Source organism: Parabacteroides gordonii MS-1 = DSM 23371, from assembly GCF_000969825.1.
Lineage (GTDB): Bacteria > Bacteroidota > Bacteroidia > Bacteroidales > Tannerellaceae > Parabacteroides > Parabacteroides gordonii.
Genome location: NZ_KQ033919.1, coordinates 3,242,783 through 3,265,020, shown reverse-complemented (window position 1 = coordinate 3,265,020; position 22,238 = coordinate 3,242,783). Strand labels below are relative to the sequence as shown.

Sequence of the window (22,238 nt, the reverse complement as noted above, 5' to 3'; positions counted from 1 at the left end):
ATTGAGTATGTTAAAGCACTATTTGAAAATAGCGATACGCAACCTGTTGAAGTATAAGCAACAGTCACTTATCAGCATTATCGGGCTGGCGGTGGGAGTTACCTGTTTTGCCTTCTGTTCTTACACCCTACGGACAAGCATGGCCTGGGAAAGAAGCATCACGGATATCGACCGGATCTGCATCCTCTACTCTGAAACGGAACAGGGATCAGAAATCTGTTACGAACATTACGCACCCTACGCTTTAGCCAAAGCTTTTCCCGAAATAGAATCGGCCATAGCTTACAGCAATATAGGCCCTTACACAGATAAACTCTGTGAAATAACGGCTGCTGACGGAACGGTCACTTACTTTAATGAAGTATTCCTGTTCTCGGAACCCGGATTCCTCGATTTTTTCGATATATGGCTTATCAATGGAAATGAAAAGAACATTCAACAGATACCGAACGCTATTCTGGTCACAGAGAAAACGGCTTACAAACTATTCGGTACCTTGGATGTCGTTGGAAAGACCTTTACAAACATCGATGACTTCAACGACCAAAAGGAAGTTTTCACCATTCAGGGAGTCATCGAAGACTTTCCCGTACAAAGTTCTCTGGAGAGATACAGCGGTATCGAACTGAATACCACGAACCCGGCAATTGCCGATCCGGAAAGTTCGATGCACTACAACGGGTATTCTTCTTATGTAAAGATTAAACCGGGTATAAATCTGTCTCAATTAAATAAGAAACTAGCGAATTATAACCTAGAATATCTCAAAGGGAAAGATGCCATTGCCGAATTAAAAGTGCAGCTCAAGCCGCTGACACAGCGAAGGGAGCTGTTCCTGAAAGGGAAATTCGACAGTGCGGAATTAATCTTCTTCGCTATCGGTGCGTTAGTCCTGCTGACAGCCTTGTTCAATTATGTCATCTTTATAATCGGACGGATGATGAACCGGATCCGCGAATGTGGTATCCGTCAGGTGAACGGGGCGGAAAAATGGTCGTTGTTCACGCTTCTTTTCACAGAGGCGGCCATCGCTTTTATTGTAGCTTGTTTTCTGAGTTTTATCATCACCGAACTGATTACTCCTTATATAAGCAACATACAGTTATACTACACATTAAACCGGTCTTTCATATTTAAACTGTTGATACAGTATAGCTTCGTCGGATTGATTCTGATTGCACTACTTTGCCTGGGAGTGATCGGTAAAATTGGAAAGTTCTCTATCATAGAGAGCCTGTTCAACGACAAAACGATCCGGCGCCACAGTATTCTGCGTCATTTATTTATTTCTATCCAACTGGTTATTTGTTTCCTTTTCCTGGGAATGACCTGGTTTGTCCTGCAACAAAGCAAACTTCTGGAATCCCGGCTAACCGCAGGATTAAGTGAGGCAGACAAAACCACTTTGTTCGAAGTATCTCTCAATGGGGACAAATTCGTTCCCATCCGACAGGATATGCTTCGTAAGTTCGAACAAAACCCGAAGATAAAAACGGTCTGCCGGAATGCGATGGGATTATCCGGAGCGTGGCAATTGGGTGAAGGCCGCTTTTCGTGGGACGGGATCACGGAACAGGAAGCAAAAACAACACTTAGCCATGTTTATACCGACCCTTCCTATTTCGATCTGATCAACCAAAAACCGGTAAAAGGAAGATTATACAAACCGGAAGAAACGGATAAGGCAATTATCAACGAGTCATTAGCCCGATTGTTAAACCGGGATCCGATCGGCATGCAGATCAGTGTCAGGTATTGGGGAAAAGAAATGACGAGTTATCAGATTGTCGGTATCTTACCGGATGCCATCAGCAACCTGAATGACTGGAATTCAAGCCAGTCCGTATTACCTTGCATCTACATGCCTTTTCCGGAGAATAGCGTCAATATGAGCTGCCTTGTAAAGGTAAGTCCGGAATACAGGAAGGATTTCACGGCCGAAGTAAAAGCGGAGTTATACAAATACGTCAATCAGGCGACTCCGATCTATATCAACAGTATGAAGGAACAGGCCGGGTTTTATCTCAATTACGAACAGAACCTGTTTCGCCTGATATCTATTCTTTCCATTGTCTGTATCCTTATCAGTTTACTGGGGATATACGCTTCCGTTACATTATCTACGGAAAGACGGAAAAAAGAAGTCGCTATCAGGAAGATCAACGGGGCTACCCCGCAAACGATCCTGTTCATGTTTTGTAAGAGCAGTATTTTACAGTTATTTATTTCTGCTGCTATTGCTTTCCCTTTACTGATAATGATATTGACATCATGGTTACAGCATTATACCGTACGGATCCCGATCGGAGTAATCCCGTTCATTATCCTGTTCATCCTGATGGTTATCGTCGTTGCTGCCACTATTATATGGCAACTAAGGAGGATTGCGAACCTCAACCCGGCAGAAATTATTAAAACCGAATAAACAAAAATCATATGAATATGAAACAGTCTCTATTCTTACTCAGCATCCTTTTTTTAGTCGTTTCCTGTTCCGGAGACCGAAGTAAAGGTTCTGTAAAAAATCATCAGATAAAAACGACTATCACAGGAGAGTTATCCGGAGAAATAGTTTTTCAGGGTAACAGCCGGCATAATTATTACGACATCGCTATTACAGACGATTATTATGCGTTTATGGATTATTATAGCGATACGCTCCTGCAAGTCCGGAATAAAGAAGATTTCTCATTGCATCAGATCGAGTTGAGAGAGAAAGATACTTTTGTTATCTCTTCTCCTCACTTTACAAAATATGACTTCACCTGCAACAAGATGAAGAATGGTATATCTGTCTGGGATAACGACTCACACAGTTTGAAACAAATCAACCTAGATGCCACGCAGGCTGCACCGCTAGTCACCGTTAACTCTACTTCTTCTTTCGAATTTACACCGGGTGACGGATGTACCAACTGCTGCATTACCCCTGATAAAACGTATGCAGTCATGTTCAATCCCGACAGATCCCAGGTATTTTATTCTGCGGACAAAACAGGCGGACTTTACAAAGTACCCCCCTACCCCGTAATCAAAGTGCCGATGATCGATGATGTTCGAAGAAGAGCATTCGCATCCGATCTCGTAGTCAATGAAGAAAAAGGAGTGATCGTTGCCGCCCTCCGTTTCATCGACAGTGTCAACTTCTACGACCTCAACGGCAATATGACCGATGCCATTTCCTTTGCCGACTATTATTCTATCCCTGTCGCGGATATCACGAATAAATATATGGATGCCGAGCATAGTAAGAAATGTTTTATCGATATCTGCTGTTCAGACCAGTATGTATTTTGCCTGTTCGACGGCTCGACAGACTTCACCGGCAATTCAGTGATTTATGTATTCGATTGGGACGGAAAACATAAGGCAACTTTACAAGCCGACCATAACTTACGTAAAATCGCCACAGAGAAATCAGGTAAATACTTATTAGCTTTGTCCCCCAACGAACAAGGTGGACGGGATGTGGTAAGATACAACCTGAAAAATAAAATCTGATAAACAAATAGTATCCATGTTACAACACTATTTTAAAGTAACCTTCCGGGAACAACTTAAATATAAAACACAAGCGATTGTCAGCATTATCGGTCTGGCAATCGGTTTTACGGCCTTTATCCTGGGGGGCTACTGGTTGTGGTGGGAAACGCACTTCGATAACTTCCATCCCCAGGGTGACCGGCTGTATTGCCTGACTACCTCCGGGATAGCTAGAAAAGCTACCGGGGCAGAAGCCGACCTCGACCAGCTTCATATCAACGACCGCGCCGAACTGAAGAAATTACTGCCTGAAATTCAGGAAATATGCATCTTTGCCAACACTACCTATACGATCAAAGAAAACAATACCAGCAAGTATATCTACGGACTGACTTGTGACCATTCCTTTTTCAAGATGTTCAGGACGGATTTCATCACCGGGACAAACAAAGGGGCCGTGCTGGACGGTTTGTCTGTTGTCCTCACTCAAAGTACGGCTATGAAATTCTTCGGTACGACCAACTGTATCGGGAGAGTGTTCGAACTGACCGGACATTACCGCCCCGTCGTCGTAGGGGTCATCAAGGATTATCCCGATAATTCGGATCTCATCTTTCAGTTTCTGATCATCAACAAAGTAAAACCCATACCGCATGTGAACCGGAATATAACCTATGTGCGCTTATATCCGGGAAGCAACGTCCGAAAAGTCAAAGAAAAGCTGGCCTTATACAAAAGCCATGCCGACGATCCGCATGGTGCAAATCATGTAGATAAATGGAAAATAAACCTGCGTACCCCGGCGGAAGTACACCTCTACTGCCATCCCGAACTGGAAAGCCGGATACGTAATATCCATATCCTGGCTTTCGCCGGGCTGATGGCTTTCCTCAGCGCTTTGATGAACCTTTTGGTACTATTTATCGGCCAGCAACAGCGTAAGAAACAGAAAAACAGAACCTACCTGTGTATCGGAGCATCGCCCAGGCAGATGCTGCTGAAAGGATGGATCGAGCTTTTCTTCCCTATGTTCTTTGCCTATCTGCTGGCATTCTGCCTGATGGAAGTCATTTTCCCTTATTACGAGAGTTATACCACCTGGAATCATTACGGCATTTACGAAGGGGTTTCACGGCATATCGATCAGTCTGCTTTGGTTCTGACCGGACTGGCTGCGATACTTGTCAGCACGGTGTTGTTCGGGTTATTCAGCTTTATTCCTATCCGGCAGGTCTTGTGTAATCCACAAAACCAGTCGGTATTTTTCAAAAGAGGACTGATAGCCGGGCAGATATTTATTGGCTCCCTGTTCTTTTTCACTTCGCTGGTTCTCTTCCAGCAACTTCATTTTATCCTTACCAAAGATAAAGGTATACGGTATGAAAACGTGTTGCAGGTAGATATGGGCTTTGAAAATGCCTATGAACACGACCTGAGAACACTAGCTCCGGAACTGCGTAACCACCCTTCTGTGGATGCAGTCTGTTATACCGCGGTCAACTCGCCAGTCTTTACTGAACAGGGGGATTATTATGGAACCTTTATCTCCCATTTATCTTTCGATCCGGCAGAAACAGACCCAACCCGGGAAGATTATATTATGTTGGTCAGTAAAGAGTTCTTTTCCCTGTTCGACCTCACACTGGAAGCCGGGGAATGGCTCGACGATAGTAATACAGACAATTTCCTGGTCAACAGAACCGGCTTCCGGAAACTGGGTTACAAAGATTTACTGGAACGAAATATCTATAAATACGACGGGAAAAGCCACATAGCTTCCAACCGGAAAGTAGCAGGCATATTGAATGATTACCTGTATGCCCCGATGCAATATCCGGTTCTGCCGATCTTTTTCCGCTTATATACCGATCAGGATATGAAAGAATATTCTCCGGTTCAATATTTCTATGTTCGCCACCTTCCGGGGCACCAAAAAGAAGTGACCGAATATATCAGGCAGGTCGTACAAAAGTTTAACCACAGCGGGATCCCCAACAGCAATTTATGTATCCGCTTAAGCGATCTGGTCGATAAATTCAATCGTCCGGAGAAGGTCATATTCAGTGTATTCAGTATCATTGCTGTCCTTTGTATCCTGATCTCCACATTCGGTATTTATTCGTTGGTCAGCCTTTCTGCCCAACAACGGAAAAAAGAGATCGCCATCCGCAAAGTGAATGGTGCTACTTTCCTGCATATCCTGCAATTATTCTTCCGGGAATATCTGATACTGGTCATTATCAGCAACCTGTTTGCCCTACCATTGGGATATATCCTGATGCAGCAATGGCTGGAAACCTATGCCAACCATATCAACCTGGCAGCATGGCCTTTTATAGCCGTATTCTTTATCACCTGCGGAATCGTCCTTCTTTCTATCTTCCGTCAAGTCAGACAGGCAGCACAGACAAACCCGGCAGAGTCGATAAAAGCGGAATAAAAAACTAAATAAACACAAATTCCGTGCAGTATTTCAGCTTCCCGCGCGTTTATTAAAAACAAATGCGGGAAGCTGAACGATTTTAGATGAGTAGAAGAATAATTATATGGATGTTGATATGCCTGAACGGTACGGAATACGTATACGGACAATGGACAGAGAAGGATTCGGTATGGCTTCAGAATATCATTTCAGGCAAGGAAAAGATAGAACTGAACCCGGAAGCGCTGAAAGCAATAGAATCCGGCACACTCATCAACACGGACAAACCGGCGTCGAATATGATCATGGCGCCGTCTGCCTCCCCCGCCTCTTCCATTCTAAAAGACTTCTCTGAATATGTTCGTCCCGAAGATGTAGAAGAGAAAAATCCTAACCGGAAAGTTGCCCTGAAAGATCTGCCACCGGCCGTCTTTATGCGGTACGGACTGGATAAACCATTACCTCGTTTTAAAATGTTCGGTTCTTTCTATGTCTCCCCCGATATCCGGGCAAATGCCGTGAAGCCGTCGGGTATCTCATTCGACGATCTGCTCCAACAGGTCTTTATGCCCAGTGCGCGTTCCAAAAGAAGAAACGCCCAACGTTGGCAGACACAGAAATATTACAACAATTATCCGTAATTTTTTCATACATTTGTCATCTCATTTACACGGCAACTTGTCGTTTTATGTTTAACACACTTGAATGATAAAATGGAAAAAATTATTTCGTACCTGCTTTCGGCCATCTATTATGTGTTATTTGGTTTTACATTGGCTTTCTTTCATGTAGTACAATGGATATGCTTCAACCTGTTTGGTTACAAAGCACACAAAAAAAGCGTGGATGTTTTAAGTTTTTTCCTGGTTGCCAACACCTACGTACTGGGAACAAGATACAAAGTGACCGGACTGGAAAAACTTCCGGCCAACCAGCCCTTGATCATTGCTTCAAATCATCAAAGCTTGTATGATATTACCTCCATCTGCTGGTTCATGCGCAAGGTACACCCTAAGTTTATCAGTAAAATCGAACTGGGGAAAGGCATCCCCAGCATCTCATACAACCTCAATCATGGCGGTTCCGTGCTTATCGACCGGAAAGACCCGAAACAGGCATTGTCAGCCATCCGTATAATGGCTGAATATATCGAAAAAAATAAACGTTCGGCAGTGATTTTCCCGGAAGGGACACGAAGTAAAACGGGTACCCCCCGCCCTTTTGCTGAAAACGGACTGAAAATCCTCTGTAAGTATGCACCGTCGGCTTACATGGTGCCGGTCACCATCAACAACTCATGGAAAATGACCAAATGGGGTTCCTTCCCTCTGGGACTCGGCAACCACATCGAACTCATCATCCACGACCCTATTCCCGTGAAGTCTAAACCTTTCGCCGAACTATTTGCCGAAACAGAACAGACAGTTACCGGTAGTATTACAATATAAATACGATCAAAAAAATAGCCCCCCGAAAGTCTGACTTCCGGGGGGCACATCATTTCTTCCAGAGGTATTTTACCTGATGGAAACTTCGCTATTACTTCACAATCACTTTAGTGCGAATCACATTCGAACCATCTTCCAGTATCACACCATACACACCACCTGCCAACTGAATACGGCCATCACCACTGACCTGTTGACGCTGCATACGACCATCCATGCTGACAATGGTTACTTTACCTTGTGTAACACCTTCGATCACGAGGTAACCTTGAGTACCATATATCCTTGCAGTTACAACAGACTCAATACCTGTCGGTATGCCGCTAAAGAGAGGCTTAATAGTTACATCCTGTGTAAGTGTCAGCGTACGCAACTGGCTCTTCACTTCTTTATCATCCGACCACCCGTTGAACATCACGCCACTTTCCGGATATGCGACCAATGTAATCACATCATTATAATAGCATACACCGTCTGCCGGGCCATCTACCTGTACTTTACCCATCACATATCCATTGTCATTCTTCGTAACTGTTTCTACTGAAACTTTCAACGGAGTAGGGTTAGCCAACGAGATCTGAACGGTAGTATTCTCACTTACTTTTGCGATGGTATAGGTTCCGTCTGTCGATTTCAGCTCTGTTCCGTTTACCTTTACAACGATATTACCAAGATCCGCAGCTAACGCTCCAAGTGTAAAACTAAAAGATTTATCCTTCAAAACAGCATTTACTCCCGGTTTGCTGATTACAACGCCACGCACTTCTCCTGCTTTCGGCAAAGTTACTGCGTATTGGCTGTTCGGGTCGATCACCGGATCACTTGGTTCTGGATCTACCACCTTAGGCTGGAAAGTCGCTTCAATAGCGACAGAGGAAGTCCCCACTGTATAAACTCCTGTATTATTCGAGCCGTTTACTGTCAGCGATTTCAGTTCCAGACCTTCACGAGGTTCAACCTTTATAGTCAGCACATCTCCTTTTGTTACAGCACTACCGGTAGGTAATGTTTGTCCCAACTGGTTAGTTACGGTTATTGTTCCTTCCGTCTGTACAAAAGTTACTATTTGCAGATCGGAAACACTAACGGAGACATAATCGACTTGCGCAGTGGTTCCTTCCCCCCCGGTTTCCACAGACAGATAATTCTTATCATATCCAGCTTCCGGTGTAAATACTACCGGCTGTTTATAAGATCCGGCAACAGAGAAAGATTTCGTACCATCTTTCCAGGTAAATTTACCAGGAATATTGACTGCCCCCCCTGTCAGGTCAGACAAAGAAAGAGTCTGTCCTTTGGCAATCACGGAAGCCTTTGGCATTGTATAAATAACCGGTTTAATCTTGTTGACAATAAAAGCGGCACTTTCAGCAGTAGTCTCCACGTACCCTGTTGCTTTATCTGCTGCAATCGACACACAAACAGTATATGTACCAGCATCGACAGGCAAAGCAACTACTTTACCGGAAGCATCTTTATAAGTTACCGATACAGAAGAACTAATAGTAGCCCAAGAAACAGGCTGATCATTCTTATCTGAGATCGTCAATCCCGTTTCAGGGTTATATGCTAGCGGTTCGCCCGTGAAATCGGTTTTCTGACTTCCTATTTCAATATTATACGTATCACCGGAGCCCTTGACAACACTAAAGTTTGTATTTTCTTTTATTGTAACAGTATAAACCAACATTCCATCTTCTGTAGTGGTAGGAGTAACCAGAGTTGGACTAATATCAGACGTTTTCTTCAACTCAACACCTTTTGTTCCTTTTGGATAAGTTACAATAGCTGTCAATTCTGTATCACCAGCAAAAGTATCTGTCGAAATATCCACCGGTTTATTGCCATTCAGCCATTGAATACTGTACGAGGTTGGCAACTCATTCATTGTAATCTTATACAGATCGAGGGCACTTCCCGGAACCATCACATTTACGTTTGCTTCTGCATCTTCAAAGTTTGCAGCATCAGCAGGCAAGGTCGGAGCGAAAGTTACTTTTACGGGATGAGATTTACCCGGAGTTGAAGCCGAAGGAGATGATGTTTCAAATGTACCCTTTATCTCAGCATTATTGAATATTACTTTACCACCGGTTATTTTGTACGTCTTGTCCTTTTCAACTGTTACAATCGGTAATGTCTCGATAGTCAATGAAGCTTTCGTTATTTCCAATTCGAAATCCTCAACACCTGCCACTACTTTTGGTATATAAGAGTCATTCTCTTCAAATACCAAAGTTGCTTTATATTTACCGGCATTGATAGGAGTATCAACTGGAGTAGAATTTGCATCATTCGTTTTATAGGTAATCTTCACATGTTCATTCAAATTAGCCGGAACGGTACTGAATAATACAGGTTTCACTTTACCATCATAAGTCTGTAACTGACCACTAACACCATCATTAATCACAGGTTTAATATCCACTTCCTGCATGGTCTTTGTTGTGATAGAAATAGTCACATCTGAGGTTTTTACAGTAAATGCAACTGTATATTTCATATCCTGACCAGACTTATCTTTCTCTACGGTTTTCAATTCACCTCCGTTGATAGTTATATCTTTTAAGCGATAAACTCCATCAGGGGCAGTTCCACCGGATAATTTTTTAGTTGTAAAAATAGCCTGATACGTTGTATTCGGTTGTAACTCAACAGCAGTTGCATCTTGAACATCTGTTGTAGTTCCATCCGGCTTTTGAATAGTCACTTTCTGATCTGCAATATAATCGATTGAAGAAGCCAATGCCGCTCCATTCACTTTAACAAAAGCATCTATTGAAGGATTTATAAAAGTAACAGAAACCGTAATAGATGTATTATCTGCATAATTAGCATTAGCAATATCCTCGCTATATGTATAATTTACAACATCGTCTGGATCTACCTTAACTTCAGATGTTTTATCAGCACCATTTACTGTCAGCTTAAAATCATATCCTGTATTCGGTTTGATCTTAACCAGCAGCTTTTCGCCGGTTGCAATCGTTTTACCTGAAGCCAGATCGGATGTTGTTGTACCGGAGACTTTCTGAACTGTAAAACTTCCACCTTCCTGCGTTTTGTTTTCGTAAGAAACAGGATGCTCCTTACCTAAAACAACTGCTGTAATCTGAGGAGCAACAGTTATTGTCTTTGCATCATAAAGCCCCTTAACTATAAATTCAATCGATTTACCTTTATATGGTTCCTGTTGGCCGGAGATAGCAGGAACCATGCCTTTTACCGTATAAACAGCCGTTTCGTAACCATCATTAGGTTCTAATGTAAAAAGGAGCTTCTCCCCTTGCTTTACAGTTTGAGGAGTAGTTACAAAATCAGCCGCAGTTCCACCGTTTATCGAGACTTTAAACGAATTTGGTTTTGCATTTACAGGTAACACACCTTGCAAGCTAAACTCAGCAGGATTCACTGTCAGATCAGTAAGTTTATACTGACGGCCGCCCGTTGTCAATGAACATTGGTAAGTACCTTGAACAAACTCTTTCGTTGTTGCATCGTAGAAACGGTATTCACCATCCCAGGCATCCGGTTGATGAACGGTTTTACTATTATCTTCTTCGTAAACATTATTCTTCTTTACTTGCCAGGTAACATTTGAATATTCAGGTTTACCGCCTACAGGAATATTAGCCTCAGTAATTAAGTTAGAGATACGGACTCCAGAATGAGCTTTACAGTCACTTATCGAGGAGACTGATAATGTTTGTACTCCCCAGGTAATTACACAAGCCGGATTACCCGGATTAGCGGATAAATTCAAAATATTATTGTCTGAAATATCCAATTTTGCTAAAGAAGTCAAAGCATTAAGACTTGTCAAACCTGTTAATTTGTTCTTAGAGACATTTAACTCGGTTAATGCATTATAGCTAGAAACATCCAGAGCTGCATTTAATGCATTTCCGGATAAATTAAGGCTTATCAACTTTGTTGTAACAGAAGGCAAAGAGACCTCACTAAACACCAACTTATTATCAGAAGCATCCAGCGTCTTCAACGCAGAAGCACCGGTTAAAGTCAACGTTTCCATTCCCAAGCCGGAACAAGTAAGAGATTCTAATGCAGAACCGGAAACGATCAGTTCCTTTACATAATTATCCTTACTCAAATTGAGAGTTTTCAGTTTACTATCGCCGGCTATTTCCAGCTTGTCCATCCGACCGGTCACAGTAGCAGTTGTAGCAGAAGTTGAAATAATTTCAACTTCTGCTGTGTACCCTTGCGCAAGGGTCACTTTTTTCCCATCGGTACTGAGCGTGACTTTTCCACTATGCGTTGTTGTTAAATCAGTCACCGTAGCTGCCTGATCCAATGTAACCGTTACCGGCATACCACCGGTGGAAGTCACTTTTATATTTACATCCGCTGCTCTCGCCATCCCCAATACCGCAAATAGCATCAGGAACGCATAAAGTAATCGTTGTTTCATAATCATGATATTTTTAGTTTATAATCTATTTTATGAAAGAAATTTGTGATTTTGTAATAAGGATTTTACCCTGTCAGTTGTAAAAAAGCCCCTGCCGGTCAACGACCTGCCGGGGCTTTGTCTTGTATCTGGTTTCGCTCTTCGCAGAGATACTATCAGATGAACTTTATTTTATTACTTTAGTATTAATACTGCCACTTGTTCGCCCTCACGGGATACTTGGTGTTTACACCACATGGCACTTTTAGAATTATTTGATTATAAAAAATCCTTTATTATTTAACCACTGCCTTTACAGCTGCTTCGCCCTCAACAGCTACAACTACGATACCGGCTGGTACTGCGATTGTTGCGTCGTCGGAAGAAAGAACTGTAGAAGCAAGAGTCTGGCCAAGTACGTTGCATACTGTCACTTTCTTAGCAGCAGCACCCTTGATTGTTACGATACCGTTACCACCTACAACTGTTACGCTGCTTGCAGTAATTTCTTCGTTAGCAGTCGGAGCACCTTCAGACTTCTTAGCCTGGAATACTTCAGCTTCCTGAATTTCCGGAGTTACAACCAATACGTGGTTAATAGTCTTCAACCAACCGCGAGTGTCCTTATCATACATTGTTTCGATATAGAAGTTTTCACGTTCAGCATCGCAATAACGGAAAGCGAATGTTGCATAGTTCAGACCGTTTTCGCCAAGAGCAGCATCGCTCAAGTCGTATTCAGCGCCACTCTTATCGAATGTCAGTTTAGAACCTTCATGTTTAGCATTTACAAAGCCCAGACGATAGTACTTAGTTGAGTTCTGATCGATGTTCTTATACATGTAAACAGGATTTGCACTCACTGAGTCGATCATGTTAACCAGGTAAGCAGCTTCTGTGAAGAGATGACGGTTATGTTCAGGAATACTTGAATTCTGTTCATAAGTATCTACATTACGCAGACCCAGTAAGAAGCGAGTACATTCCGGACGAGATACGTTAGCTGTATCCAGGAAGATAGCATTGTTCTTACCCAGGTTTTTATCCAAACTTTCCAATAAACCTACGTTAGCACCTTTAACAGTGTTTTCGCTCAACAGATAGTTGCCTGCTGCATCGTCAGCCTTGAAGAATTCCAAAGTATCACGGCTGAATTCGCCACGAAGATCTTTGTAGTTGAATGCCTGTTGTTTTTCAACACTGAAGATACTTGAAGCATAGCTATTAGCATATCCGTCAGAGATCAGGCTGCTCGGCTGTACTTCAGCAGTCATCTGGTTAACGAACAAACGAGCACCATAAGCAGTCTTTGTAGAAGTACCGTTACCTGTCTGAGTTACAACCAGCGGATCAACCAATACGAACTGAGTAGGATCTTCAGTAGAGATCTGTTTTACATAGAATGCGCGACGGTTCTTCACATTTTCTGTTCCTGACATTTCATCAGCATCCAGATTGGTAGAGAACAGGTTATCATCAAACTTAACCTGGATTGAAGTCAAACGATATTTACCGCTTTCCAGTGTGATATATTGACGAGTCTTAATACTTGAAGGTTCGATACCTGAGTTAGCATTTACTTCATCTTTATAGATATAGTATTTAGCACGAACCAACATTTTAGCAGTATCCACAGCATTGCCCTTTGCAGGAACATAACCATAGATCAACTCATCTGTACCCATTGTTTTCTGAGAATAGATATCTTTATCTTTCACCAGAACTCTTTCCATTTTGTATTCACCCTTAGCATCCTGAACCAGTTTCAATACACCGTCTACACTTGTCAGAGAGAAGTGAGTATCACCCAGGTTCTTCATACCGATAGCATATACACTCGTATCAGCAATAGCTTCAGCCTGTGTCATATCCAGATAACCCATAGTACGGTTAGTCAGTTCTGCCTGCGGGATCATTTCGATACGGATAGTATCACGGTATGTCTGCATCAAACCGGCTGCATCGTAATAAGTAGCCATGTTTGCATAAGTATTCGGTTCAGAAGTCTTCCACCAGTAGCTAGTACCCCAAGTACGTCCTGACTCACGGTTGATGATTGTGTAGTAACCACCGTTACCCTTAACATACCACTGAGCAGAAGGAATAACTTTCTTATCTTCAGAGTAAACCAGGTTACCGATATTGCTCAGATCGTTTTTGTGCATATCAGCATTGATACCAGTATTGTTCGGATTATTACCGTTTTGAACATCACCTCTATCCCATTTCTGAGTCATTGCATTCCAATAAGTAAATGTAGCATTGGTTGCAGCCAAATCTTCATAACGATAGTCACCTTCTTTTGTCAGATCAGAAGAAAGTTTCTTCGCATTCCGGATATAATAGAAACCTTCTGCGATATCAGCAACTTCGTTCAAATCCGATTCAGTCTTAGTTGTCTTCAATGTGATGTAAGTCAACAGACCGTTGTATTTAGCATCGTTTACATCATGAGGACCAGCTGTCAATACAACATGAGTCGGAGTCAAAGTAACCAGACGAGCTAAGTTGCTGTGAGCTGAAGCATATTGAGGTGCATAGATAAGCATAAGGCCAGCATCAGCTGCAGCCACTTCGTTTGGATTAGCTGTTTTGAACTCAGCCATATTAGTCGTAGTTACTGTAGAAGCCGGATCTAATACCCAAACATTTTGATCACCTGTACTAGCTGCATCAAAAGCTGCAGACAGAGCAGTCGCAACAGCTTTATTTTCTTGCAATACGTTTCCTACTGCATTCCATAACATAACATTAACATCTGCTAAACCATTTGTTGCATATCCGTTACGTTTAGTTACATCTGTCATATCTGTTACAGCCCACGGAGAAAGATAATGAAGAAGACGATTACCTTGTTTTACACTTGCAATTTCCTGTGCATAAGAAGGATAGTATCCTCTGGCAGCTCCACGTTTATTAACCGGATCAATACTAGGATCAGCAGCACATTCAGCTATTAGCATCGTATAATCTGTACCAATTGTTCCGGCAGCCCAGTTAGCAGCAACAGAAGTACCTACTGCTGTTCCGGCAGCATCTTTTGCCATCTGCTCCCACCAAGAAGCCGAATTATTCTTATCAGCCTTATACAACATTTCAGCTTGCAAGCGTAAACTTTGAGTAGACGGATAGAAGATAGGACGGAAGTTTGACTGACGTTTCAATTGTGTATAAGCACTCATTGTATTAGGAGCTTTACTTAACTTATCAGCAGCAGTAGCACCCAATAAATCACCATACTTCTGAGCATCAGTCATTACAGATCCACCCATCATCAACTCGCCATCCGAGTTTACAGTTCTTCCATCAGCAGCAACAGCATATCTCGGATATAAGATCTGCCCAACTGTTAATTTCAGATCGTAACGACCGTTTGGATTCGGATCATAATAAGCAGTATCAACATGCAGATATTCTTTCTTGAATTCAGATGATTCATTTTTCGTTGCATTTGTAACAAAGCGAACATAACCATCAGGAGCATCACCCGGTACACGGTCAAAACCGCTTTTTGCGTTTTCTGCTTTGAAAGCCCCTGACAACATTACATTTGTATCTCCCTGAACATCGGGATCAAACACAAAGTTAAAACGATTCGGAGTTTTCTTATCTTCTGTCAACAAAACTTCATTTCCTAATTCAGCATTAATCTGATCTGCTGTCAGGATGATAGGATTGGCTTCCCAACTTTCAAATGTGACAGGATAGAAAGTCGCGCCATTAATAGTTACAGCATCAGTATTAACCGCAAATGCTTTGTTACTATTCATTTTAACGGCTCCTAAAGTAATTTCACCGCCAGATGCAACTTTTCTTGCTAAACGAATAGTCATTCCATTATTATACTGGGCACGCAATTGATTTTGCAGAACAGTTCCGGCAGTAGGTTCAATCTTTGAGTTAACAGAAGCAACCTGTCCGTCAGCCCAACGCCAGTTTGTTTGTCCATTAACCACTTCCAAAGCAATTTCAGCTTCTCCAGCAGCATTAGGAGTTCCAACTACTTTATCGATAGACAACTGCATGATAGCTTCAGAAGCCTTATTCTGCAACTGATAATACAGAACAGTACCTGCTGCATCTTTGTTTGCAGTAACTTTCCACAAAGTACGATCCAATGTAATACGGTTGTTAGATACATTCGCGTTATTCACATTTTCAACCTGTACTTCAAAATGTCCTTGCCCTGAAGTAGCATTGTCTGCATCCACCCAAACCATTGTCAGAACTTCTTTTCCATCACCAGCTACAGCCGAAGCTGCATGGAAAGACTCACTTATGGCAAACTGAAAATAACGACCATCAGCAACACCGTTTACATGTTGCAATGAAGATATAGGCTTTGCACCATAAGTCGTTTTTAGTTCAAAAGGGGACACCGCAGGAAAAAGCTTATTTCCCCGACTACTTGCATCTTCTTGTACAAATTGATTAAACAGTGCACCGGCAGCAGAAGCCTGGACTGTATAACCATCTGTTGTGGTAGATGCAGCATCAATCCTTACCTGTGCCCATCCGTTTGCTCCCGTGGCCAACATCGCGATGGCCATCAAAGTAGAAAACTTTCTGTTCATAAATCTAAATTTTAATATTAATAATAGTGTTAATGAAATTAGTTCTTATAAACTCTTTATATATCCTAGTCAAGTATGGATGACTAGCCAAAACGATCGTTTATTCTAGTCACCATTTTTTGTCATAAGGCAATTGGTAATGAAAAGGCACAATTTTGTACAGACTTTGTTATTATCTTGATAAGAAAGAAGATAACTGAGAAAAAATTATTTAGAAAAGAATTGCAGTTTCAAAAGTTATAATTAATTTTGTTGGCGAGAATAAACGATCGTTTTAGTTAGTCACTCATTTTTCTATATCACTCTTTATTTTCATAGGATTAACTTACATTCATCATTCATAGTAATTATCTTTGTATTATAATAATGTACGTGCGTACATTAAAATATTACAGTAATATAGTTCAAATCATCACACAGCCCCAACTGAGATATAGCACCTTATATATCAATACATTATAGACAACACAACCAACTTAAAGCGGTATTATTCTGCTGTTAACAACTCCATCAGCACAGGAATAGCAGAACTAAGACTTTTCATCAGGAATCCTAAGAAAAGAAGACAGGACAAATTATGGCAATTCTCCAATATTTTATAAAAGTAACGCTAGCCTTACATATTTGCAAGGCATATCTTACTATTTTGTAAAGCAAGCCTTTCTTTTTTGTAAACTAATCTTTACAATAAAAAAATAATAGAGGAAATTGCTTAGATATGCAGACCTTTAAACTTAATATTCCCGATGAAAATCCTAAAACTTTCACTCATTCCAGATATGGGCTCCACATATACGAAATCGACAAATGAATATTTTTTTTCAACCTTTATGCAGTATTTTCATTTTTTATCCGTTTTATTAGTAATAATTGTTATAAAGAAAACGTCTTAGATGCAGCATTCCTTTGAATTATTGCGTCTTACGATTAAGAAATAATACAAAAAAGTACAGACATTTATGACTAAATTACAGATATTGGCACTTTTGCTAGTCTCAATCGCTCTGATATTCTTTACCTCCTGCGATAGTGAAAACTTCCAGGAGCCGGATGTATATAAGGTGACTCCCGATCTGCGTGCGAGGATCAATACCGGATTAAGATTAACAACCAAGTCCGATAGAAAAATATTTAATGAGAAATTCGACCTGTTTCTGGAAAAGTGCGATGAAATGACAGTGGCCGGTAACCCGCATATGTATATGGAAACGGAAGAATATAAGGATTTCAAAAGTTTCGTTTTATCCACTTCCCCTAATGTTTATTATTTGGTGATGGATAAATTCCTGAAAGGTAAACCGGACTTTTTCTCCTATATCGCCTATGACCTGCTTGTCAGCTCCAAACCGGCTCTTGCTGACGAGATCTCTGAAAAGATGAAAGCCGTAGGAACACTGGAAGAAAGTTTCTACTTATATCCTCAGCTATGTCTCGATATATGGGTTAACGCATTGGAAAATCAATAATAAACGGCACAATATGAATACGATTAACGCTCGGTATTCATATTGTGCCATTATTTGTTTTATTCCCATTCGGGAGGTTCCTGGTTCAATAAATTCTTTACAAAGAAATCGTGGATGCGGTGCATTTCATACGGCCCGCCTAAAGCATGTCCTTTGCCCGGCAGATAGAGTTGCTCGAACTTCTTGTTCGCTTTCATCAGGGCATTGACAACCTGCAAAGTAGAAGCGGGATCGACATTATCGTCCAGTTCACCGTTAACCAGCAGCAACTTACCTTTCAGGCGATACGCATTATCCACATTCGAAGAAGCACTGTAAGACTCGTCGATAGGATACCCCATCCATTGTTCGTTCCACCAGATCTTATCCATCCGGTTATCATGGCAACCGCATAAAGCGACCGCCGCCTTATAGAAGTCGTTATGAAACAGCAAGGCAGCCATTGCATTCTGTCCGCCTGCCGACCAGCCGTAGATACCGACCCGCGACGTATCCATCGACGGGTATTTCTCTGCGGCCGCTTTTATCCAGGCGATCCGATCCGGAAAACCGGCATCCTTCAGGTTCTTCCAGCATACGTCATGGAAGGCTTTCGAACGGTTGGATGTTCCCATTCCGTCGATCGAAACGACCACGAAACCTAATTCCACCAAACGGGAGATCAGATGATGGGCGGGTTTAAAATCCTTATCCACATGCGAGTCGTGCGGCCCGGCATAGATCATCTCAACAACCGGATAAGAACGGGACAGATCGAAGCCGGTAGGACGATAAATATTCCCCCATATATCCGTTTTACCGTCTCTCCCTTTGGCACAGAATACTTCAGGCATTTGCCAACCTTCCGCCACCAGGTCGCTGACATCGCACTTTTCAAGTACGGTTACCACAGAAGCATCATCCGTCTTTCTTAACTGGCTGACAGCCGGGAAGTCAGGTCGTGAATAAGTATCTACGAAGTAAGCCCGGTCTTTAGAGAAAGAGATCCGGTGATTCCCATTTTCGGGAGTCATATCGGTAAAGCCTGTCCCATCCAGATTGATACGGCAATAATGAAGGTTGTAAGGATCTTCTCCCTTATTGAAACCGGAAGCATAGAAATAGACCGTGCGGCTGGCTTCATCCACAAAGTCAACCCGGCGAACTACCCATTCGCCTTTGGTTACCTGTTGCTTTACATTTCCCGTATTCCCATCCATCAGGTAAAGATGGCGCCAGCCGTCGCGCTCCGAACTCCAAAGCATTTCCTTACCATCGTTCAGGTCGTAACGGTAGTTCTGGTAATAATGGATAAAAGTCTTCGACTGCTCATCGGCCAGATGACGGATACTACCGTCGGTGGCATCTACCTCGCCTACGATATAACGCTGATGCCCGCGCTGATTGAACTCAAAGGTGAAAGCACGGCTATCCTTGCGCCAACCGGTCAGATACAAGGAGAACTGATTAGCATACGGCTCTACGTCCAACGGGATCTGCCGGCGTGATTCCACATCCAGCAAGACAGGCAGGCAAACTTCAATCACATCGCCGGGCTTGGCATAGTCGCGCCACTGAAGAATAGGCTGGCGCTGGCTTTCGGGACTGGACTGAATAAGCGGGATACGGCGTTCCTGCACGCCACGAACCTTCACAGTGGCCAGTTTACGGGAATCGGGCGACCAGATCATATAGGAACTGTAAAACAGGTTCGTCGTCCCGTCGGTTGTCAGGGCTATTTCTTCTTTCTTCTTCTCTTTTTCTTCCCCGGCAGGACGGATATATACGTTGTTGTCCCTGATATAGGCTTCCCATTTATTATCGGGAGAAACGACCGGTTTTGCCTCTTCACCGGTTCTCCGCCGGTTCTCATTCTTATCTTCTTCTTTCAACAGGATTTCAGCCAAAGGCTTTTGTTTCCCGGTCAGGAAAGAGGCCAGCTGCTTCTTATCCGTTCCCCGTTGCTTTTTTCCGGTCTTTGCATTCACCAGATAATAGAAATCTCCTCCTCGTTCATGATTCTTATACCAGAAATAATGCGAACTGTCGAGCCAGGCAGGTGCAACAGCAGCAGCATACATCCTGGAAGAACATGTCAGAAAGGTATCTGCGCGCAGGTAATCCGCGGTAGTGACCTGCGCCGTAGCAGTTACTATCGGCAAAGCCAGCAGTAAAAGTCCCAGACAAGATAAAAAGGTAAGTTTTTTACACATAAATACTATTGTTTTGAGGTTATACAATGACTACAAATCCTATTGCTCCAGCCACCAGTCGATCATCTTGCGGGCCAGGCTGAGCTTCCGGGGAAGTTCCGGCAGATTATCTTTCGTAAAGAATGCGCCTTCGCTCAGTTCTTCATCCTGCAAACGGATCGTTCCTCCGGCATAATCGGCAATAAAGCCCACCATCAGGTTGCTGGGATAAGGCCAGGGCTGGTTACCGAAATAGGTGATATTGCGGATTTCCAATCCGGTTTCCTCCATTACTTCCCGCTTTACACATTCTTCCAGCGTCTCCCCTGTTTCCAGGAAACCGGCCACCAAGCCATGAAAAGATCCTTTGAAATTACGGGCATGAACCAAAAGAATAGAATCTTCTTTACGGATCAATACCAGAATAGCAGCGGAAACAGCCGGATAAATCTCGTATTTACAGGCCGGGCATTGTTTGGAAATGGCTGTCTGCATCACCGTCTTTGTTCCGCATGAAGGGCAAAAGCGGCTGTGCTGATCCCAATAAACCAGTTCATAGGCCTTTCCCGCCATCTTATGCAAAGCGCCATCCAGAAAATCATACGAAGCACGCAAGCCCATCGGCTGATACCCGGCTGTCTCTTCCAAGGGGATATCTACAGATGCAGTACGGCAGGGTATATCCTGAAGTGAACCGACTTCCAACACATGGCCGACTTGAACAGGGGGATTGATACTATAAGGGATCGTATAAGTTTCACCTTTTTTCTGAAGCAGTAACTGATCGTTGAAGAAAATAAACCAATATGCTGGCGTATTATTTATATTGTTCATCACTTTTTTCGTTTGAATGATGCAAATATACAGACTAATGTAAAATATACATCAAAAAAAGATTTCTATTTAAAATATTCTTCCGCCCCAATCGTCTACCAAAATAGAAGGCATGTCTTACTAAGCAATTTTAATTATTAAATGGAAACAGAAAATGTTCGGAAGAAAGAGAAAAGAAGTAATATCTTTACAAGTCTTTGCATACGAGTGTAGCGGATGCGGGCATTGTGTAAAGAGATGCCGGAGAGATGTATTGAAGATGGTGAACAACGGTAGCTGTAGCTACGCTACCGTTATCAATCCGGATAATTGCGTAGGATGCGGCAACTGTGTAAATGTTTGCAATACCCATGCGATCGAATTAATAACAGAGTAAAAAACAACATCAAAAAATCAAATCACAATGAGAAATTCAGGAAAACTAAGAGGAGCATTAGCCATATTATTTTTTATCGCCCTGTTTGCACTGGCCGGTCTGGCTGTTATGTATCTGTGGAACCTTTTGATCCCGGCTGTTATCGGCTGGTCGGCTATCAACTACTGGCAGGCGCTGGGCTTCATGGTGCTGACCCGCATCTTGTTCGGTGGCTTCGGGAAGTTCGGCCCTTTCGGACACTTCGGACATCACCCGGGTGCATTCTGGGGTAGCCGGGAAGAGCATGAACGCTTCCATGAGCAAATGAGAAATATGCCGTGGGAAGAACGCCGGGAGCATATACGCCGTCAGATGGCAGAATTCCGCAACGGCAGGAACGGGATGCAGCGCCCCGGTTCCGACAATAAACCGGAATGATGGAGCACTTAAACAAGACCCTCCCGAATGAGGAACGGAGTGTACGCATTGCGGATATCTTCAAGAAATACCAGGCACAGCTGCGAGGTTTTATAGCCCGGCGTGTCTCATCCAAAGAAGACAGCGAAGATATCCTGCAAAACGTATTCTACCAGTTTATGAAAAACGACCAGGCAGATAATCCGATCGAACAGATCTCTGCCTGGTTATACTCCGTTGCCCGCAACCAGATAATCGACCGTAGCCGTAAGCACCGGGAGGAGGAAATGCCTTATCTTTCGGGGTATGATGAGGATGGTACCTTTCTGAAGGAACTGTCCGAACTGATGCCGGATGAAGATCAGTCGCCGGAAATGGATTATCTCCGTGCGATGGTTTGGGAAGAGCTGGAAAATGCATTACTCGAATTGCCGGATGAGCAGAGAACCGTTTTCGAACTGACGGAACTGGAAGGTGTCCCGTTCAAAGAGATTGCCGAATCGACCGGAATACCGGTCAATACGTTGATATCACGCAAAAGGTATGCGGTTTTATTCCTTCGGAAAAGATTAAGTAGTTTGTATGATGAGATTCTTTAGACGTAACGTTATAAGAAAGTCTCCCCTAGCAAATATGCCGGAGGAGACTTTTTTTGTC

At 42.7% G+C, this 22,238-nt stretch carries 13 protein-coding genes; 9 read left to right on the top strand and 4 right to left on the bottom strand.

Annotated features, from left to right (window positions below):
- Positions 1–7 precede the first annotated feature (7 nt).
- From HMPREF1536_RS12300 to HMPREF1536_RS12280, 5 genes are all read left to right on the top strand, one after another.
- Complete coding sequence (locus tag HMPREF1536_RS12300) at positions 8–2,425, top strand: ABC transporter permease (RefSeq protein WP_028729904.1); 2,418 nt, start codon at positions 8–10, stop codon at positions 2,423–2,425.
- A 17-nt stretch (positions 2,426–2,442) separates the two neighbouring features.
- Positions 2,443–3,501 (top strand): hypothetical protein, encoded by a 1,059-nt coding sequence (locus tag HMPREF1536_RS12295; protein ID WP_028729905.1) that lies wholly within the window; start codon positions 2,443–2,445, stop codon positions 3,499–3,501.
- A 16-nt stretch (positions 3,502–3,517) separates the two neighbouring features.
- On the top strand, positions 3,518–5,923 hold the full coding sequence (locus HMPREF1536_RS12290; RefSeq protein WP_028729906.1) for an ABC transporter permease: 2,406 nt from the start codon (positions 3,518–3,520) through the stop codon (positions 5,921–5,923).
- Between the two features lie 86 nt (positions 5,924–6,009).
- Positions 6,010–6,546 (top strand): DUF4858 domain-containing protein, encoded by a 537-nt coding sequence (locus HMPREF1536_RS12285; RefSeq protein WP_028729907.1) that lies wholly within the window; start codon positions 6,010–6,012, stop codon positions 6,544–6,546.
- A gap of 72 nt (positions 6,547–6,618) precedes the next feature.
- Positions 6,619–7,353 carry a lysophospholipid acyltransferase family protein gene (locus HMPREF1536_RS12280; protein WP_028729908.1) on the top strand — a complete coding sequence of 245 codons (735 nt, stop codon included), beginning with the start codon at positions 6,619–6,621 and terminating at the stop codon, positions 7,351–7,353.
- 91 nt (positions 7,354–7,444) lie between these two features.
- Here the strand turns inward: HMPREF1536_RS12280 and HMPREF1536_RS12275 are convergent, their stop codons facing one another.
- Both HMPREF1536_RS12275 and HMPREF1536_RS12270 read right to left on the bottom strand, forming a co-directional pair.
- On the bottom strand, positions 7,445–11,785 hold the full coding sequence (locus HMPREF1536_RS12275) for a leucine-rich repeat domain-containing protein (RefSeq protein ID WP_150115621.1): 4,341 nt from the start codon (positions 11,783–11,785) through the stop codon (positions 7,445–7,447).
- 275 nt (positions 11,786–12,060) lie between these two features.
- Positions 12,061–16,338 carry a DUF6383 domain-containing protein gene (locus HMPREF1536_RS12270; RefSeq protein ID WP_147337565.1) on the bottom strand — a complete coding sequence of 1,426 codons (4,278 nt, stop codon included), beginning with the start codon at positions 16,336–16,338 and terminating at the stop codon, positions 12,061–12,063.
- Between the two features lie 959 nt (positions 16,339–17,297).
- Between HMPREF1536_RS12270 and HMPREF1536_RS12265 the strand changes: the two genes are divergently transcribed.
- Positions 17,298–17,804 (top strand): hypothetical protein, encoded by a 507-nt coding sequence (locus HMPREF1536_RS12265; RefSeq protein ID WP_028729911.1) that lies wholly within the window; start codon positions 17,298–17,300, stop codon positions 17,802–17,804.
- Between the two features lie 59 nt (positions 17,805–17,863).
- On the opposite strand, the gene HMPREF1536_RS12260 is transcribed toward HMPREF1536_RS12265, so the two are convergent.
- Both HMPREF1536_RS12260 and nudC read right to left on the bottom strand, forming a co-directional pair.
- Positions 17,864–19,996, bottom strand: coding sequence for a S9 family peptidase (locus HMPREF1536_RS12260; RefSeq protein WP_044193393.1), 2,133 nt, complete (start codon positions 19,994–19,996; stop codon positions 17,864–17,866).
- Positions 19,997–20,035: 39 nt separating this feature from the next.
- Positions 20,036–20,809 (bottom strand): NAD(+) diphosphatase, encoded by a 774-nt coding sequence (gene nudC / locus HMPREF1536_RS12255; RefSeq protein ID WP_028729913.1) that lies wholly within the window; start codon positions 20,807–20,809, stop codon positions 20,036–20,038.
- Between the two features lie 154 nt (positions 20,810–20,963).
- On the opposite strand from nudC, the gene HMPREF1536_RS27100 reads away from it, so the two are divergent.
- Genes HMPREF1536_RS27100 through HMPREF1536_RS12245 form a run of 3 tightly spaced genes read left to right on the top strand, consistent with a single transcriptional unit; the run spans position 20,964 to position 22,180 of the window.
- On the top strand, positions 20,964–21,185 hold the full coding sequence (locus HMPREF1536_RS27100) for a 4Fe-4S binding protein (RefSeq protein ID WP_081693417.1): 222 nt from the start codon (positions 20,964–20,966) through the stop codon (positions 21,183–21,185).
- A gap of 27 nt (positions 21,186–21,212) precedes the next feature.
- A complete protein-coding gene (locus HMPREF1536_RS12250) occupies positions 21,213–21,602 on the top strand; it encodes a hypothetical protein (RefSeq protein ID WP_028729914.1) in 390 nt (129 codons plus the stop codon).
- Positions 21,602–22,180 (top strand): RNA polymerase sigma factor, encoded by a 579-nt coding sequence (locus tag HMPREF1536_RS12245; RefSeq protein ID WP_028729915.1) that lies wholly within the window; start codon positions 21,602–21,604, stop codon positions 22,178–22,180. The genes HMPREF1536_RS12250 and HMPREF1536_RS12245 overlap by 1 nt, the downstream gene beginning before the upstream one ends.
- The last annotated feature ends 58 nt before the right edge of the window (positions 22,181–22,238 follow it).